Annotated in this window: 10 protein-coding genes; 3 read left to right on the forward strand and 7 right to left on the reverse strand. The window is 72.2% G+C overall.

Annotated elements, in window-relative coordinates; translation table 11 throughout:
- Positions 1-52 precede the first annotated feature (52 nt).
- Positions 53-5,461 carry an AAA family ATPase gene (locus ACQPXD_RS37130; protein WP_432826404.1) on the forward strand — a complete coding sequence of 1,803 codons (5,409 nt, stop codon included), beginning with the start codon at positions 53-55 and terminating at the stop codon, positions 5,459-5,461.
- On the opposite strand, the gene ACQPXD_RS37135 is transcribed toward ACQPXD_RS37130, so the two are convergent.
- The 6 genes from ACQPXD_RS37135 to ACQPXD_RS37160 all read right to left on the reverse strand — a co-directional run bounded on the left by ACQPXD_RS37135 (position 5,451) and on the right by ACQPXD_RS37160 (position 13,240).
- Positions 5,451-7,697, reverse strand: a complete 2,247-nt coding sequence (locus tag ACQPXD_RS37135; protein ID WP_432826406.1) for a M4 family metallopeptidase — start codon at positions 7,695-7,697, stop codon at positions 5,451-5,453. The two genes, ACQPXD_RS37130 and ACQPXD_RS37135, sit on opposite strands and share 11 nt — an antisense overlap.
- Positions 7,698-7,885: 188 nt before the next feature.
- Entirely contained in the window at positions 7,886-9,520 is a 1,635-nt protein-coding gene (locus tag ACQPXD_RS37140; RefSeq protein WP_432826408.1) for an ABC transporter substrate-binding protein, read from the reverse strand.
- 75 nt (positions 9,521-9,595) lie between these two features.
- Positions 9,596-10,351 carry an ABC transporter ATP-binding protein gene (locus ACQPXD_RS37145; protein ID WP_432826410.1) on the reverse strand — a complete coding sequence of 252 codons (756 nt, stop codon included), beginning with the start codon at positions 10,349-10,351 and terminating at the stop codon, positions 9,596-9,598.
- A complete protein-coding gene (locus tag ACQPXD_RS37150) occupies positions 10,348-11,367 on the reverse strand; it encodes an ABC transporter ATP-binding protein (RefSeq protein ID WP_432826412.1) in 1,020 nt (339 codons plus the stop codon). The genes ACQPXD_RS37145 and ACQPXD_RS37150 overlap by 4 nt, the downstream gene beginning before the upstream one ends.
- Positions 11,364-12,263, reverse strand: a complete 900-nt coding sequence (locus ACQPXD_RS37155; RefSeq protein ID WP_432826414.1) for an ABC transporter permease — start codon at positions 12,261-12,263, stop codon at positions 11,364-11,366. The genes ACQPXD_RS37150 and ACQPXD_RS37155 overlap by 4 nt, the downstream gene beginning before the upstream one ends.
- Positions 12,260-13,240, reverse strand: coding sequence for an ABC transporter permease (locus tag ACQPXD_RS37160; RefSeq protein ID WP_432826416.1), 981 nt, complete (start codon positions 13,238-13,240; stop codon positions 12,260-12,262). The genes ACQPXD_RS37155 and ACQPXD_RS37160 overlap by 4 nt, the downstream gene beginning before the upstream one ends.
- Before the next feature lie 121 nt (positions 13,241-13,361).
- Between ACQPXD_RS37160 and ACQPXD_RS37165 the strand changes: the two genes are divergently transcribed.
- Positions 13,362-13,937 carry a PadR family transcriptional regulator gene (locus tag ACQPXD_RS37165; RefSeq protein ID WP_432826418.1) on the forward strand — a complete coding sequence of 192 codons (576 nt, stop codon included), beginning with the start codon at positions 13,362-13,364 and terminating at the stop codon, positions 13,935-13,937.
- Here ACQPXD_RS37165 and ACQPXD_RS37170 read toward each other — a convergent pair.
- Positions 13,920-15,404, reverse strand: a complete 1,485-nt coding sequence (locus ACQPXD_RS37170; RefSeq protein WP_432826420.1) for an MFS transporter — start codon at positions 15,402-15,404, stop codon at positions 13,920-13,922. The two genes, ACQPXD_RS37165 and ACQPXD_RS37170, sit on opposite strands and share 18 nt — an antisense overlap.
- Before the next feature lie 158 nt (positions 15,405-15,562).
- Between ACQPXD_RS37170 and ACQPXD_RS37175 the strand changes: the two genes are divergently transcribed.
- Positions 15,563-16,246 carry a cysteine hydrolase family protein gene (locus ACQPXD_RS37175; protein WP_432826422.1) on the forward strand — a complete coding sequence of 228 codons (684 nt, stop codon included), beginning with the start codon at positions 15,563-15,565 and terminating at the stop codon, positions 16,244-16,246.
- Positions 16,247-16,298 lie beyond the last annotated feature (52 nt).

A 16,298-nucleotide genomic window follows, 5' to 3' on the forward strand; every position in this document is an offset into this window, starting at 1 on the left:
TGAGAGCGAACGAACACGCGTCACGCGCCTCGTCGCCGCCGGCGGCGCCGTCGTGCGCAAGGAGCCGCTGGGGCCGAACGCCCCGCAGCGGCTGGAGCATGAGCTGGCCATCCTGGAGCGGTTGCGCGGGGTCGACGGGGTGGCGCAGCTGGTGGATGCGCCGCGGCATCCGGGGTCGATCCTGCTGGCGGACGTCGGTGACACGATGCTGTCCGACCTGGCGAAGCCGCTGGCGGTCGACGACCTGATCGGGCTGGCGGTGCGACTGGCCCGGGCGGTGGCGGGGATGCACCGGCGGGGCGTGATGCACCGGGACATCGCGCCGGCGAACGTCGTGATCGCGCCCGGCGGCACCCCGTGCCTGGTGGACTTCGACCTGGCGACGACGCTGGCCGAGATACGTCCCGAATTCACCCACCACACCGAGATCGTGGGGACGCTGGCGTATCTGGCGCCGGAGCAGACCGGGCGGACCGGCCGGTGGGTGGATCAGCGCGCCGACCTCTACGCGTTGGGTGCGACGCTGTACGAGCTGGCCACGGGTGCGCCGCCGTTCGGCTCCGGCGATCCGCTGCGGCTCACGCATGATCATTTGGCTCGGGTGCCGGTGCCGCCGGAGCGGGTCAACCCGGCCGTGCCCGCGCCGCTGTCCGAGATCATCATGCACCTGCTGGAGAAGGAACCGGACAATCGGTACCAGACGGCCGAAGGCGTGGTCTACGACCTGGAGCGGCTGCGGGACCCGCGCACGCGTGCCGCGGCCGGGCTGCGGGCCGGCGCGCGGGATGTGCCACTGCGGCTGCTGCCGCCGTCGCGGCTGGTGGGACGCGATGCGGAAGTGGCGGCGCTGTCCGCGGCGTTCGACGAGGCGCTGGCCGGCCGGTGCCGCGGGCTGCTGGTCGGCGGGGCGGCGGGGGTCGGCAAGACGGCGCTGGTGGATGAGCTGCGGCCGGTGGTGACGGGCCGGGACGGCTGGTTCATCTCCGGCAAGTCCGACCAGTACCGGCGGGATCTGGAGTTCGACGCGGTGTATCAGGCGCTGCGCGGGTTGGGGCGGCTGTTGCTGGCCGAGCCGGAGGACGAGCTGGCCCAGGTCCGTGGGCGGATCCTGGAGGGGCTCGGGCCGAATGCCGGCCTGCTGACGGCGATCGTGCCGGAGTTCGCCGCGCTGCTCGGGGTGCCGGCGGATCCCGGGGATCCGCTGACCGCGCAGGTCCGGGCGAATCGCGTGGCGGTGGCGGTGCTGCGGGCGGTCGCCTCGCCGAAGCGACCGCTGGTGATGTTCATCGATGACCTGCAGTGGGCGGGCCGGACCCCGCTCCACCTCGTCGACCTGCTGCTGAGCGGGGAGCCGATCGACGGTCTGTTGCTGGTGGGTGCGTACCGCGAGGAGGAGGTGGGCCCGGCGCATCCGCTGGCGGCGCCGCTGTCCCGGTGGCGTGACCAACCCGTGCGGCACGTGCGGCTGGGCAACCTGCCCGTCGCGAGCCTCATCACCATGGTCGCGGAGATGCTGCACGTGGACGAGGCCGCGGCGGCGGGCCTGGGCGAGGCGATCAACCCCTACACGTCCGGCAACCCGTACGAGACGGTGGAACTGCTCAACGCGCTGCGCCGCGACGGTCTGCTGACGGCGGCCGCCGGGTGGCGCTGGGACACGGCGGAGGTGCGGGCTCACCTGGGCCGGTCCGACGTGACCGCGTTGCTGGGGGCGCGGGTCGAGGCCCTACCGGCACCGGCGCGGCGGGTGGTGGAGGCGATGGCGTGTCTCGGCGCGAAAGCCGAGCTGAGCGTGCTGCGGACCGCCGTCGGCGCCCGGGCGGGCGGGGTGGAACGGCGGCTGGCGCCCGCCCTCGACGAGGGCCTGCTGGTGGTGGAGCCCGGGATGCACGAGGCGGTGCGGTTCCGCCACGACCGGATCCGCGAGGCGCTCCTGTGCGGGCTGGGTCCCCGCCGGCGGCGCACCCTGCAACTGGCGATGGCGCGGCGGCTGGCCACGGTGCCGGAGTTGTTCGCGGTCGCGGCGGAACAGTACCTGGCGGTGGCCGACGCGGTCAACGACCCCGCGGAGCGGCGCCGGGTGGTCGGGCTGCTGCGGCGCGCGGTCGACCAGGCGGCGTTGATCGGCGACTATCCCCTGGTCGAGGCGCTGCTGGCGGCCGCGCTGCGGGTGATCGACCCGGATGAGACCGCCACCGTCGTCGAGATGCACATCGGCCGGCACGCCGCGCTCTACAGCCTGGGGCGCCTGGAGGAGGCGGACGAGGAGTACCGCACGATCGAGCGGCTGTGCACCAGCGCCACGGACCGGGCGGGCGCGACATGTGTGCAGGTGTTCAGCCTGGCCCACCGGAGCCGCCTGCCCGAGGCGATCGGGCTGGGTGTCGAGTCGCTGCGCGAGCTCGGCATCACGGTACCGGCGGCGGACCGGCTCCCGGCCGAGGTCGACCGCCAGTTCGAGCGGCTGTACCGGCGGCTGAACCGGTGGCTGGACCACACCGACCCCGCGGACGACCTGGCTCGCCCGGAGATCACCGACCCGACCCTGCTCGCCACCGCCCGCCAGATCACCGCGATCCTGCCGGGGGCCTACTTCGCCGGTGAGTACGACACCTACAGCTGGCTGAGCCTGGAAGCGCTGCGGATCTGGCTCGAGCACGGACTGAACCCCACCCTGGTCGGCCCCGCGAGCCATGCCGCCCTGTACGTCGTGGTGCTGCGCGCCGGCTACGCGGCCGCCGGGTACCGGGCGATGCGGCGGATCCTGGCGCTGGGCGAGGCACGCGGCCACGAGCCCGACACCTCACAGGCGCGCTTCGTGTTCTCCCTGGTCTCCTGCTGGTTCGAGCCGATCGAGAACGGTATCCAGGCGGCGCGGCAGGCCCGCGAGGGGCTGATCGCGGCGGGTGAGCTGACCCGCGCCGGCTACACCTACTACCCGGCCGTCCTGGGCCTGCTGGACAGCGCGCCGTCGCTGGACACCTACGCCGCCGAGGTGGAGGCGGGGCTTGCCTTCGTGCGGCGTACCGGCGACGAGCAAACCGGCCGATGGCTCGACAGCCACCGGTGGCTGGCCGGTGTGCTGCGCGGCGAAAGCGCGGCCGCGGCCGGCGACGCGGCGCCCGACCGGCGCGTCGACGACGCGTTCGCGCTGTTCCACGCGCACGTCAACCATGCGGTCGCCGCCGCCGTCTTCGACGATCCGGTCGCCCTGGCCCGGCACTCCGCGGCGGCGATGGCGCCGCTGCCGAACGCCCCGGGCCTCTACCCGACCGCCGTGGCCCACCTGCTGCGCGGGCTGGCCCTGGCCGGGCAGGCCCGCAACGGCCACGCCGACGAGCGCGGCGCCGCGCTGCGCGAACTGGACGAGGTGACCCGCTGGCTGGCCGCCCGCGCCGCGGGCGCACCGGCGAACTTCCAGCATCTGCTGCATCTGGTCGAGGCCGAGCGGGCCTGGGCCGTCGGCGACTTCCGCGTCGCCGCCCTCGCCTTCGACGCCGCCCGGCGCGAGGTCGCCCGCTTGCAGCGGCCCTGGCACCAGGCCCTGATCACCGAACGCACGGCCCGCTTCCACCTCGCCCACGGCCTCGACACCGCCGGCTACAACCTGCTGGTCGAGGCGCGGCGGGAGTACCTCGTCTGGGGTGCCACCGCGAAAGTCGACCAGCTCGACTGGGCGTACCCGGCCCTGCGGCCGCAACCCGGCGCGGCCACCGCGCGATCCATCGGCCGGCCCGGTGACGTCGTGCGTCAGCGGCCCGTCGTCACCACCGGAACGCTCGACCTGCTCGGCGTCCTGTCCGCCTCGCAGGCGCTGAGCTCCGAGACGGGCATCGAACGGCTGCACGCCCGCGTGGTCCGGGTGCTCAGCGCGATGACCGGTGCCACCGCCGTCCACCTGGCGCTGTGGAGCGACGACCGGCAGCACTGGCTGCTGCCGGCACCGGGCGGCGGCACCATCCCCGGCGGCGCGAGCGGCCACGGACTCGCCTTGCCGATGTCCGTGCTGCGATACGTCCAGCGGCTGCGCGAACCGCTGGTCGTGGGCGACGCCACCCGCGACGACCGCTTCGCCGCCGACCCCTACTTCGCCGACCTCACCTGCTGCTCCCTGCTGGCCGTGCCCATCATCAGCCGCGGCACGCTCCGGGCGGTGCTGCTGCTGGAGAACCGCCTCATCCGCGGCGCGTTCACCACCGAGCGACTCGACGGGGTCAAGCTCATCGCCGGCCAGCTCGCCGTCTCCCTCGACAACGCCCAGCTCTACGCCGACTTTCGGCGCATCGCCGCCGAGCAGGCGGCGTTGCGGCGGGTGGCGACGCTGGTCGCTCGCGGGGTCGGCCCGGATCTCCTGTTCGCCTCGGTGGCCGACGAGGTGGGCGCGCTCTTCGGCGCCGACGGCACGACGGTCGTGCGGTTCGAGGCGGACGGGGACGTGACGGTGATGGGCGGCTACGGGCTCGAGCACGCCCGGCCGGGGTCGTGCGCCCGGCCCGGCCCCCAGTCGGTCATGGCGTCGGTGCAGGCGGCGGGCCGCGCCGCCCGCCGCGACGTGGACGACCCGGCGTCGGCACGCCTGCGCGAGGCCACCCTCGCGGGGCTGCGCTCCGCGGTCGCCAGCCCGATCGTGGTGGAGGGCCGGGTCTGGGGCGCCATGGGCGTCGGGTCGCGGCACGATCGGCTGCCCCAGGACACCGAGCAACGGCTGGCCGACTTCACCGCGCTCATCGCCACCGCCATCGCCAACGCCGACAGCCGGGCCGAGCTCACCGCGTCAAGGGCGCGGATCGCCGCCACCGCCGACCAGACGCGCCGGCGCATCGAACGGGACCTGCACGACGGCGCCCAGCAGCGACTGGTCGCCCTCCTGGTGCGGCTGCGCGCGGCGCGGACGGCGCTGGCCCCCGGCCTCGGCGCGCTCGGCGAGCAGCTCGACGGCGCCGTCGCCGAGGCGACCGGAGCGCTGGACGAGCTCCGCGAGGTCTCGCGCGGCATCCACCCGGCCATCCTGGCCGAGGGCGGCCTCCGCCCGGCGCTGCGCACCCTCGCCCGCCGTTCGCCGATCCCGGTCGACCTCCATGTGCACGCGCAGGCGCGACTGCCGGAGCATGTCGAGATCAACACCTACTACGTCATCGCCGAGGCCCTGACCAACGCGGCCAAGCACGCGCACGCCTCGACCGTCACGGTCACCGTCGAAACCGGCACCGAGGGCGGCGGGGCCGGCGGGACCGACGCCGTCCTGCGCGCCACGGTCCGCGACGACGGCGCCGGCGGTGCCGAGTTCGCCCACGGCACCGGCCTGCTCGGCCTGAAGGACCGCGTGGAGGCGCTCGGCGGCCGGATCTTCCTCGACAGCCCACGCGGAGCGGGAACCAGCCTGCGCGTGGAACTGCCGTGTCCCGGTCCGCGCCGTGACGTGACTGGCGCGGACCGGGACCCGGGTGCGGTCAGAGGGTGAGGGTCCAGGAGTTGATGTAGCCGGTGTCCAAGCTGGCCGCGTCCTGCACCCGCAGCTTCCAGGCGCCGTTGGCGGTCTCGCCGCTCAGGTTGACGGTGTAGGTCTGGTCGATGTTGTCGGTGCTGCTACCGGTGCGGTTGTGCAGCAGGTAGGTGCTGCCGTCCGGGGCGACCAGGTTGACCACCAGGTCACCGATCCAGGTGTGCACGATGTGCACCTCGACCGTGCTGGCCGTCGACGGGGCGCGCCCGCAGCCCGAGATCACGATGGCGCTCTCCACCGTGGTGTTGTCCGGGATCGCCACGTCGGTGCTGTTGCTGCCGGTGCAGCCGGGCACGCCGTTGACGGTCAGCGAGTACGTCGTGGCGCGGGTCGCTTCGGTGCCGGTACCGGTGATGGTGACCGCGTAGACGCCGCTCGGCGTGGCCGCCGTCGTGCTGATGGTCAGCGTGGACGAGCCGCCGTCGGAGGTGACCGTCGACGGGCTGAAGCTCGCCGTCGCGCCCGCCGGCAGGCCCGCGACGGACAGGTCCACCGCCTGCTCCGATCCCCTGATCAGGGTGGCCGACACGGTGCTGGTGACCGAGCTGCCCGGGTCCACCGAGCCGGAGCCCGGGGACGCCGCGAGGGTGAAGTCGTTCGCCGCGCAGCTGGTGTCGTTGCCCGCCACGTTCACCGCGGTCCAGGCCGCCTGGACGGCCTTGTACTCGGCCGAGCAGAGACCGTACAGGTCGGTGGCCGCCTGCAAGGAGTACGCCCGGGCCGTGTTGGACGGGGTGGTGGTGTTCACGTACGACGTGGTGGAGGTGAAGTAGACGTCCAGGGCGCGGAACCAGATCTGCTCCGCCTTGGCGCGGCCGATCCCGGCCACCGCCGGAGCGGAGCCGCAGACCGGCGAGGTGCCGTATGCCGTGGCGCCGGTGCCCTCGGCCAGGTCGAAGAAGAAGTGGTTGGCCGGGCCGGAGGAGTAGTGCACGTCGACGTTCTTGGTGGTCGTGGACCAGCAGGTGTGCGAGGCGCCGTCGAGGCCCGGGTTGTACATGTAGCGCAGCGGGGTCCCGTTGCCGTTGATGTTGATCTTCTCGCCGATGTCGTAGTCGCCCGGGTCGGCGGTGCTGTTGGCGTAGAACTCGACCATCGAGCCGAAGATGTCGCTGGTCGCCTCGTTGAGGCCGCCGGACTCGCCGGAGTAGACCAGGCCGGCGACCGCCTCGGTGACGCCGTGGCTCATCTCGTGGCCGGCCACGTCCAGCGCGACCAGCGGCCGGGCGTTGCCGGCCCCGTCGCCGTAGGTCATCTGGGCGCCGTCCCAGAACGCGTTGATGTAGGCGTTGCCGTAGTGCACCCGGCTCGGCACGCCGGTACCGTTGCCGAAGATGCCGTTACGGCCGTGCACGTTCTTGTAGTAGTCGAACGTCGTCGCCGCGCCGAAGGCCGCGTCCACCCCGGCCGACTGGCGGCTGGCGTTGGTACCGTCGCCCCAGACGTTGTCCGCGTCGGTGAACGTGGTGCAGGTCGACGTGCCGTTGTTCATGTCGCAGGTGCGCCCGTTGCCGCGGGTCGGGTCGATGAGCTGGTAGCTGCTGCCGGACTGGGTCGTGTCGACGCCGACCGCGCCCGAGTAGATGCTGTTGCCGGTGCCGAGGATGGACTCGATCTCGTCGAACGACCCGATGTACGCGCCGGTGGTCGCGTCGGTGATCACGTGCAGCTTCGACGGGGTCTGCCCGTCCGGGGCCCAGCCGCTGATCACCGTCTCCCAGGCCAGCCGCCCGCGGCCGGAGCTGGCGTCGACGAACAGCTCGGAGCCGTCCACCGCGGTGATCCGGCCGGAGAACCCGGCCCTCGCCGCCTGCTCCGCGCCGGCCTTGCTCACCTTCGCGGTGGTGCTGACCGACAGCGGAGCGGCCAGGCCCACGGAGGTGCCGGCGTAGCTGCCGCCGGGCGCCGTGTGCACGACGATGTCCCCGCCGTACACGCGCAGCCCCTGGTACGTGCGGGAGTAGCGGACGTGCGCCGCACCGTTGGCGTCGACCTCGCTCCTGACGGCCACGAACCGGTCGGCGGCCGAGGCGCGCGCCTCGCCCAGGTGCCGGCCGAGCGCCTGGTCCGCCGCCGCGACCGCCCCCGGCGAACCGGGTTGCGGCGGTGGCGCCGCCGCCGCTGGCGTGCCGGCACCGCTCAGCAGCGCACCCGCGAGCAGTGCGACACCGACGACCGCTGTGCGTCTCTTCACGCGTTCCTCCTCAACCAGGGCAGCACGTGGCGGCGCGCCACACATCAACACATGGCTATATAGAAGGATAGCGATAGATGCCCGCCCGCGCGACGATCCGGGGGATCCACGGACGAAACTACGCAGATGATGCGAACCGCCGGGCGCCGCGCCCGGCCGCGGTCACCGAACCGACGGCACCCGCGCGGTCATCCGATGTCGACGGTGTTGAACGGCACCCACCAGCTCTTGGGCTGCACGTAGCCGCGGACGCTGCCCGCCATGGCCCGCGGTGCGGTGTCGTTGACGACGTACATCCACGCCGCGTCCGCCGTCGCGAGGTGTCCGCACTGGGTGAGCAACTTGGCCCGCGCCGCGTCGTCGGTGGTGCCCAGCGCCTGCTTCCACAGCGCGTCGAACTCGCTGTTGCCGTAGCCGAAGTAGTTCTGGCCGGTGATGAACAGCCACGACCAGCTCGACGGCTGTTCGAGGCTGAATGCCTGGTTGACCGCCTGCCATCCGGTGTTGCCGGCGCCGAGCTTCGCGTACATGCCGGCGAAGTCGACCGGGTCGAGCGTCACGCGGATGCCCACCTTCGCCAGCTGCGCCTGCAGGGCCTCGTTCATCGCCTTCGCCTGCATGGCCCCCGACCCGGCGGTGATGTAGCCGACCTTGATGTCGAGGCCGCCGGCGTATCCGGCGTCGGTGAGCAGTTGCTTGGCCTTGTCCGGGTCGTACTTGTAGAGGTTGTCGGCCTCGGTGTAGAACGGGCTCGCCGCGGCGAAGGTCTGGTAGGCGGGCGCGGCCGTGCCGTGCAGCAGGTCCTTCGCGATCGCCTCGCGGTCGATGGCGTAGTTCATCGCCTGGCGGACCCGCAGGTCGTCGAACGGCTTCTGGTTGACCATGAGCTGCCACGACCACTCCCAGTCGAAGGCGTTCTGCGCGGTCTTGAACCCGGCGGCCTGCAGACCGGCGAAGTCGTCCGGGTTCGCGGCCTCGATCCAGTTCACCCGGCCCGACCGCAGCGCGGCGCTGCGGGCGGCGGCGTCCGGGATCAGCTGGACGACGATCTGGTTGAGCTTCGGCGGCCCGCCCCAGTAGCCGGGGTTCCTGGTCATGGTGATCTGCTGGTTGGGCGTGAGCGAGGTGAAGGTGAACGGCCCGGTGCCGACGGGATGGTTGGCCTGGCCCGCGCTGCCGTCCTTGTCCAGCGAGGTGGGGCTGGCGAAGTAGACGTTGTAGAGGTCGGTGAGGAAGTAGGCGAACTTCTCCTTGAGATTGAACGTCACCGTCATCTCGTCGACCTTCTTGACGTCCTTCACGTACGTCAGCACCGTGTAGTAGGTGCCGAGCGCCTTCACGTAGTGCGGGTCGCCGGGGTTGGTGTACCGGTTGATGTTGTAGAGGAGGGCGTCGGCGTTCCACGGCGCGCCGTCGTGGAAGGTCACGCCGGTTCGCAAGCTGAACGTGTAGGACAGGCCGTCCGCGGCGACCTGCCACGACGTGGCGAGCGCGGGGGCCAGCCCGGCCGGCTTGTTCGGGTCGGACACGTCGCGCTTGGTGAGGCCCTCGTAGATCAGGTTTCCGATCAGCCGCTGCCCTTCGTAACCGGCCAGGGTGATCGCGCCGGTGTCGAGGCTCGGGAACGAGGCCATCTGCGAACCGATCACCAGGATCTGGTTCTTCGACGCGGTGCCGCCCGCGCTGTCGCCGCCGGAACAGGCGTCGAGCAGGGCGGCGAGGCCGGCGCCGGCGCCGAGTGCGAGGAAGCCGCGCCGGCTCAGCGACCACCCGGATCGCTCGGCGTCGCGGGCGGGTCGTGCGGGCAATGCCGTTTCGTACACAGGATTCTCCTTCGGTGGGGGGTGATACCCTTCGCCGCCGGCGGCCACCGGGCCCGGCGTGTCCGCCCGATCGGGCTAGGCAAGCGTGGTGCGAGTTGCCAGGAGCTCGCGGGTGTAGTCGTCGCCGGGCTCGCGCAGCACGTCCGCGGTAGGACCGGACTCGACGACACGGCCGCGGTTGAGGACGAGGACGTCGTCGCTCATGTGCTCGACCACGGCCAGGTCATGGGTGATGAACAGCATCGCGACACCGGTCTGGCGTTGCAGGTCGGCGAGGGTGTTGAGCACCTGCGCCTGGACCGACTTGTCCAGGGCGGAGACCGCCTCGTCGCAGACGAGGACGTCGGGCCGGCTGGCGATCGCCCGGGCGATCGCGACCCGCTGGGCCTGCCCGCCGGACAGCTCGTACGGGTAGGCGTGCAGGTAGTCGGCGGGCAGCGAGACGTCGGCGAGCAGACCGGCCGACCGGGCGGCCCACTGCCGGCGCGGCACGCCCTGGGCGCGCAGCTGGAAGTTCAGCGTCTGCTGGACGGTCATGGCCGGGTTGAGCGACGTGCGCGGATCCTGCGGTACCAGCTGGATCAGCCGCCGCGCCCGGCGCAGCTCGGCCCGGTTGAGGGCGAACAGGTCGCGGCCGGCGAGCGTCACGCGGCCGCGATCGGCGGCGACGAGTCGCATGACCACCCGGACCAGCGTGGACTTGCCGCTGCCCGACTCGCCGACGACGCCGAGCGTGCGGCCGGCGGCCAGCGTGAAGCTCACGTCGTCGAGGGCGGTGAAGCCGCCGAAGGTCTTGACGATCCCGCTCGCGGCGAGCAGCGGCTCGCTCATCCGGTCACCTCCGCGCGGGAAAGCCCGGCCTCCGCCGCGCCGTGCCGCAGCGCGACGGCGTGCCCCGGTGCGACGTCGACCAGTTCGCCCCAGTCGCGGGCGTAGCGGATGGCGTCGGGTACGACCGCCAGCTGGCCGCGGGGCGTGCGGGCGGACGGCTCGGCGGCGATCAGCGCGCGGGTGTACGGGTGGCCCGCGGCGGTGAGCACCTGCTGGGCGTAGCCCAGCTCGACGACCCGGCCGCCCAGCATCACCGCCATGCGGTCCTGGGACCGGTGGGCGATCCGCGCCGCGATGCCGATGTCGTGCGTGATGAACAGGATCGCCGTGCCGAGCCGTTCCCGCAGGTCGTCGAGCAGGTCGACCACCCTGGCTCCGACCGAGGCGTCGAGGGCGCTGGACGGCTCGTCGGCGATGATCAACTCGGGCTCGCAGCAGATCGCGATGGCGATGGCGACGCGCTGCCGCATGCCGCCGGACAGCTCGTGCGGGTAGCGGTGGGCGACCCGGACGGGGTCGCGGATCTGGACCAGCTCCAGCAGCTCGAGCATCCGGGCGCGCGCGGCGGCCCGGTCCGGCGCGGCGCGGTGCTGCACGATCGTCTCGACGATCTGCGCGCCGACGCGGCGCATCGGGTCCAGCGACGAGTTCGGGTCCTGTGGCACCATGCCGATCCGGTCGCCGTGGACCGCGCGGAGCCGCCGCCGGTGCAGGGCGAGCAGGTTCATGCCGTCGAAGACGGCGTTACCCGTGACCCGGGCACCGCGTGGCGGCAGGCCGGCCACGGTCCTGGCGAACACGGTCTTGCCGCTGCCGGACTCGCCGATGAGCACGGTCACCTGGCCGCGTTCGAGGCCCAGGCCGACACGGTCGACCACCCGGCTCCACCGGCCGCGGTGCCCGCGGAAGGACACGCACACCGCCGTCGCGTCCAGTGCCAGCGGTACACCCGGGGCCAGTTGGCCGTGGGCCGCGGTCCGTCCCGTCGCCGCTTCGGGCGCGTCGATGTCCGTCACGAGTCCCCTCCCCTGCCGGCGATCGCGTCGCGCAACCCGTCGCCGACGATCGGGAAGAGGATCGACAGGGCCAGCACGACCACGACCGGGGCGAGCGACAGGGTCGGATGGGCGTAGATCTGTCCCTGCATCTCCTGCAGCATCGAGCCGAGTTCGGGGGTGGGTGTCCGCACGCCGAGGCCGATGAAGCCGAGGCCGCCGGTGATCGCGATGTTCGCGCCGACCAGCGAGGTCGAGTACGCGACGATGGCGGGCAGGGCGACCGGGATGACCTGCCGCACGAGGATGGCGGCGAAGGAGGCGCCGCTGGAACGCGCCGCCGCCATGAAGTCGAGGTCCTTGATGCGGATCACCTCGGTCTCCGCGATCCGCGCGACCGGGGCGATCCAGACGAGCGTGAGCGCGATGATCAGCGTCCGGACGCCGACGCCGAGCTTGATCGCCAGGAGCAGGGAGAGCAGTACGCCCGGGAAGGCGAACAGCACGTCGAGGGCGCGCATCATGACGGTGTTGACGATCCGCCCGGCCAGCGCGGCCAGGGTGCCCCAGACGAGGCCGAGGACCGTCGCGATGACGATCGGGGCGACCCCGGCGAACAGCGATGTGCGGGTTCCGTAGACGAGGCGGCTGACCATGTCCCGGCCCTGGGTGTCCGTGCCCAGCGGGTGACCCGGCGCGCCGAAGTTTCGCAGCCGGTCGGCGAGTTCGCCCGCCAGCGGGTCGTCGAGCGGCAGGACGGGTGCGCAGACGGCGGCGACCACGACGAGGCCGAGGACCGCCAGCGCCACCTTGGAGCGCAGGGGCATACGCGCGACGACCGACCGCCGCCGGAACTGGATGCGGGCCGGCTGTGCCGCCGGCGGCGCCGGCGCACCGACCACCGAGGCCGCGGTCACAGGACCCGCACCCGCAGCCGTGGATCGAGCAGCGCGTTGAGCAGGTCGCTGACGAGCAGCACCACGATGAACAGGACCGCGATGATGAGCGCGGCACCCTGCACGAGCTGATAGTCGCGCAGGCTCACCGACTGCACGATCAGGTTGCCCAGCCCGGGGATGCTGAAGATGGTCTCGACGAAGAGGGCGCCGCCGAGCATGCCGCCGACCTGGATCCCCATCACCGTGACCATCGGCGGCAGCGCGTTGTGGTGGGCGTGCAGGGCCAGCCGCAGCAGGCTGAGCCCGCGTCCCCGCAACGCCGGCAGCAGCTCGGTCGCCTGCAGCGTCGCGATCGACGTCTTGAGCGAGCGCGCCATCTGCGCGCCGGGTGCGAGGGCGAGCGCGATCGACGGCAGCACCAGGTGGCTGGCCGTGTCGGCGGCACCGGAGCCGCCCAGCGAGGACAGCCCACCGGCCGGGAACACGTGCCAGACCACCGCGAAGACGATGAGCAGCACCAGCGACACCGCGTACTGCGGTGCGGAGAGGAAGATCGCCTCGAACCAGTCGGTCGCCCTGCGCACCACGCGGCTGCCGCTGGTGGCCAGGTTGCCCATCACGAGCCCCAGCCCGATCGCCAGGAGGCTGGCGCAGCCACCGAGCAGCAGCGTGTTCGTCAGCGCCGGGGTCACCACCTCGCTCACCGGCCGCGCCTGCGAGAAGGAGTAGCCGAGGTCCCCGGTGACGATGTGGCCGAGCCAGATGAAGAACTGCACGGGCAGCGGCCGGTCGAGGCCCATCACCTGCCGCAGCGCGGCGCGCTGCTCGGGGGTGCTGTTGGTGCCCAGCACGTTCATCGCGGGGTCGCCGGGCAGGGTGTGGATCGCGAAGAACACCACGACGGCGACGAAGACCGCCGTCGACGCGGCGAGCGCGAGACGGCTCGCCAGATACCGCAGCAGGCGACTTCGAACGCCGACCTTGTAGTCCTGCATAGTAGTACCATGGCGGGGTACTATTGCGGTCTCATTGCTCGTTGATTACGAGCCCGGGTGCGTAGCGCGGGTATCCTGTCGCGCATAGCTGCGGACCCGTGGCATACGGAGGTGTGTGTCGGTGGCGCTTCGCCACGCAATCCTGTCGGCGCTCTCACGCGGGGAGCCGCGCACCGGCTACGAGCTCAACGCGAGCTTCCGCAGCAACGTCGACCGGGCCTGGCAGGCCAGTCCCTCACAGGTGTACGCGGAACTCACGCGCATGGAGCAGGCCGGCTACATCAAGATAAACGAGCGGGACGAACGCGGTCGCACCGAATACGTGATCACCGCCGGGGGCATGGACGAGCTGCGCCGCTGGCTGGTGCACGACAACGTCGACCGGTCGATCCGCGACGACGCGATCCTGCGGCTGCTGACCGTGTGGGTGCTCGACGACGAGACCGCGCGGTACATCATCGAGGCGGAGATCGCCTACCAGCGCAAGCGGCAGATGGACCTGCGCCGCCTCATCGAGACGTGGAACTCGATGCGGGAGGACAACCGGGTGTGGCGCACCAGACGCGCCATGCACGACCTCTGGCTGGCGGAGGTCAACGTGATGCTCCGCTGGCTCAACGGGCTGCTGAAGTCGTTCGAGGAACCGCAGCGCGACATCGCCGAGATCTTCGACGAGACGTCACTGCTGGACGGGTAGGGCCGCCGCCCGGCCGGCCGGTGCGGGCTCCGGACCGGCCGCCTGCCCGGCGTCCCGGTCCAGCACCGCGACCACCGCGGCCAGCACCGAGAACGCGCCGCAGACCGCCACGGCGATCGTCGGGCCGAGCGTGTCCCGGCCGTAGCCGTAGTAGATGATCAGCGCGACCGCCATGCCCAGCGCGGACCCGATCCGCTGGGACGCCTGCAACATCGAGGCGGCGATGCTCGAGCGGTACGGCGGGACGAACTGCAGCGACCGGACCTGGTTGGGCGACTGCGCGAAACTGCCGCCGAACGACTTGGCCAGCAGGACCGCGGCGATGACGGCCGGGAGCGCCGACATCGGCAGGCCGGCGATCGCGCCGGCGACGACGATGAGCCCGACGCCGTTGGCGGCCGAGCCCAGCACGACCATGCCCCGATTGGCCCGCATCGGCGCCCGGGCCGCGAACCACGAGCCGAAGATCATCGCCACCGCCGACGGGAGCATCCAGGCCGCGGTGCGCAGCGGGCTCTCGCCGGCGTACTCCTCGTAGAACAGGGTCACCGTCAACGTGCCGGCGGTGCCGTTGGCATACGACAGCCCCGATATCAGCACGCCCGCCGGGAAATGCCGGGCGCGCAGGAGCGACAGGTCGACGAGCGGCTCCAGCGCCGAACGCGCCAGCCGCCGCTCGTGCGCCAGCAACGCGGCGCCGCACGCCAGTCCGGCCGCCACGCACACCGCCATCCACGGCGCGAAGGGCGTGTCCTTGGAGATCATGCTGACCGGCATCACGGTGAGTGCGATCGCCGGCACGAGCAGCACCACGCCCACCACGTCGAAGCCGGGCCGCCGTGGCGCCCGCGGCTCACGCAGGAGCCACCACGCCAGCGGCAGGGCGACCCCCTCGCCCGCGACGTCGATCCAGAACAGCAGCCGCCAGCCCAGCTCGGGTCCCGCCGCGTCGATCACGAGCCCGGCGATCACCGGGCCGACGGTGGCCGTCGTCGCGGTGACCGCCGCGAGCAGGGCCAGCGGCTTCGCCCGCCGATCCCGGGGAAACAGGTGCTGGATGATGCCGAGCACCTGCGGCATCAGGATGCCGGCACCGGCCCCCTGCACCAGCCGGCCGGCCACGAGCAGACCGGCCGACTGGGCCAGCGCACACCAGACGCTGGCGCAGGCGAACACCGCCGAGCCGACGAGAAACACCGCCTTGCGCGGCACGATGTCGCCGAGGCGCCCGCTGGGCAGCAGGAACACGGCGTAGGCGACCGTGTAGCCGACCACCATCAGCTGGATCGAGCCGTCGCTGCCGTGCACCGCGTCCCGGATGACCGGCAGCGCCACGCCGACCTTCGAGACATCCATAATCGTCAGTGCTGACGTCAGACCGAGCACGGCGAACGCCAGCCACGGTCTGACCGGCAGTCCGTCGGCGCCGTCCCCACCTTCGTCCCGCCGGGTCGCGACCGAGGCCATGGGCACGCCTTTCCCCAACTCGCACCGGACGCCGTCACGGCCGCGGCGCCCAACTGGAACACCGCCGAAACGTCGAGGTAGTAGAACGGTTATGGACTCCAATAATGTACTACAGACCAGTGGTACGCGCTATAACTAGCATCCGGAGGTACAGACCCATGACGACGACCGCCCTGCTCATGATCGATATGCAGAAGATGTACCTTGAGCAGCACAAACGCGATGTGTTCGGCTGGCCGCCGATCTGGCGGCTCGAGGAGGTCACCGAGGAGTGCCGCCGGCTGCTGGCCGCGGCCCGGACCCGGGGCATTCCGGTCATCTACACCCGGGCGGTCGGCCGGCCGGACGGCGCCGACGCGATGCCGAGCATGCGGCGGCTGATGGCGACCGTCTCGCCCGACGGGGCCTCGCCCATCGCCGACCGGACCGCGGCGTCGGAGATCCTCGACGCGGTCGCCCCCGAGCCCGGCGACATCGTCCTCGACAAGCTGCGGTGGGACGCGTTCCACTTCACCGAGCTGGAGCCGATCCTGCGCAACCTCGGCGCCCGGCGCCTGATCATCGCCGGGCTGCAGACCAACGTGTGCATCGAGACCACCGCGCGCACGGCGATGATGCGCAACTTCGAGGTGGCGGTGCCCGAGGACGCGGTGTCCACCGACGGCGTCGACCTGCACTTCAACGCCTTGAACTCGATGCGCGTGCTCTACGTCGAGATCGCGCCGTGGCGCGAGCTCCTCGCCCCGGACGCCGCGTGGGACCGGGCGTTCACCACCCCCGGCTACGGCCGCTCCGATCCGGCGACCACCGCCTTCGCCGGCACCGGGCCGGATCCGCGGTAAAGACTTCTGCCTGATTTGTGGGGAAAACGCCCGTACGGCGCTCCGAGTTTCT

The organism is Dactylosporangium sp. CA-092794 (assembly GCF_050948465.1).
In the GTDB taxonomy this organism is placed as follows: domain Bacteria; phylum Actinomycetota; class Actinomycetes; order Mycobacteriales; family Micromonosporaceae; genus Dactylosporangium.

Coding starts and splice junctions, on each gene's coding strand:
- ACQPXD_RS37170 (WP_432826420.1), bottom strand. CDS start 15,404: ATGGCCTCGGTCGCGACCCGGCGGGACGAAGGTGGGGACGGCGCCGAC.
- ACQPXD_RS37145 (WP_432826410.1), bottom strand. CDS start 10,351: ATGAGCGAGCCGCTGCTCGCCGCGAGCGGGATCGTCAAGACCTTCGGC.
- ACQPXD_RS37160 (WP_432826416.1), bottom strand. CDS start 13,240: ATGCAGGACTACAAGGTCGGCGTTCGAAGTCGCCTGCTGCGGTATCTG.
- ACQPXD_RS37175 (WP_432826422.1), top strand. CDS start 15,563: ATGACGACGACCGCCCTGCTCATGATCGATATGCAGAAGATGTACCTT.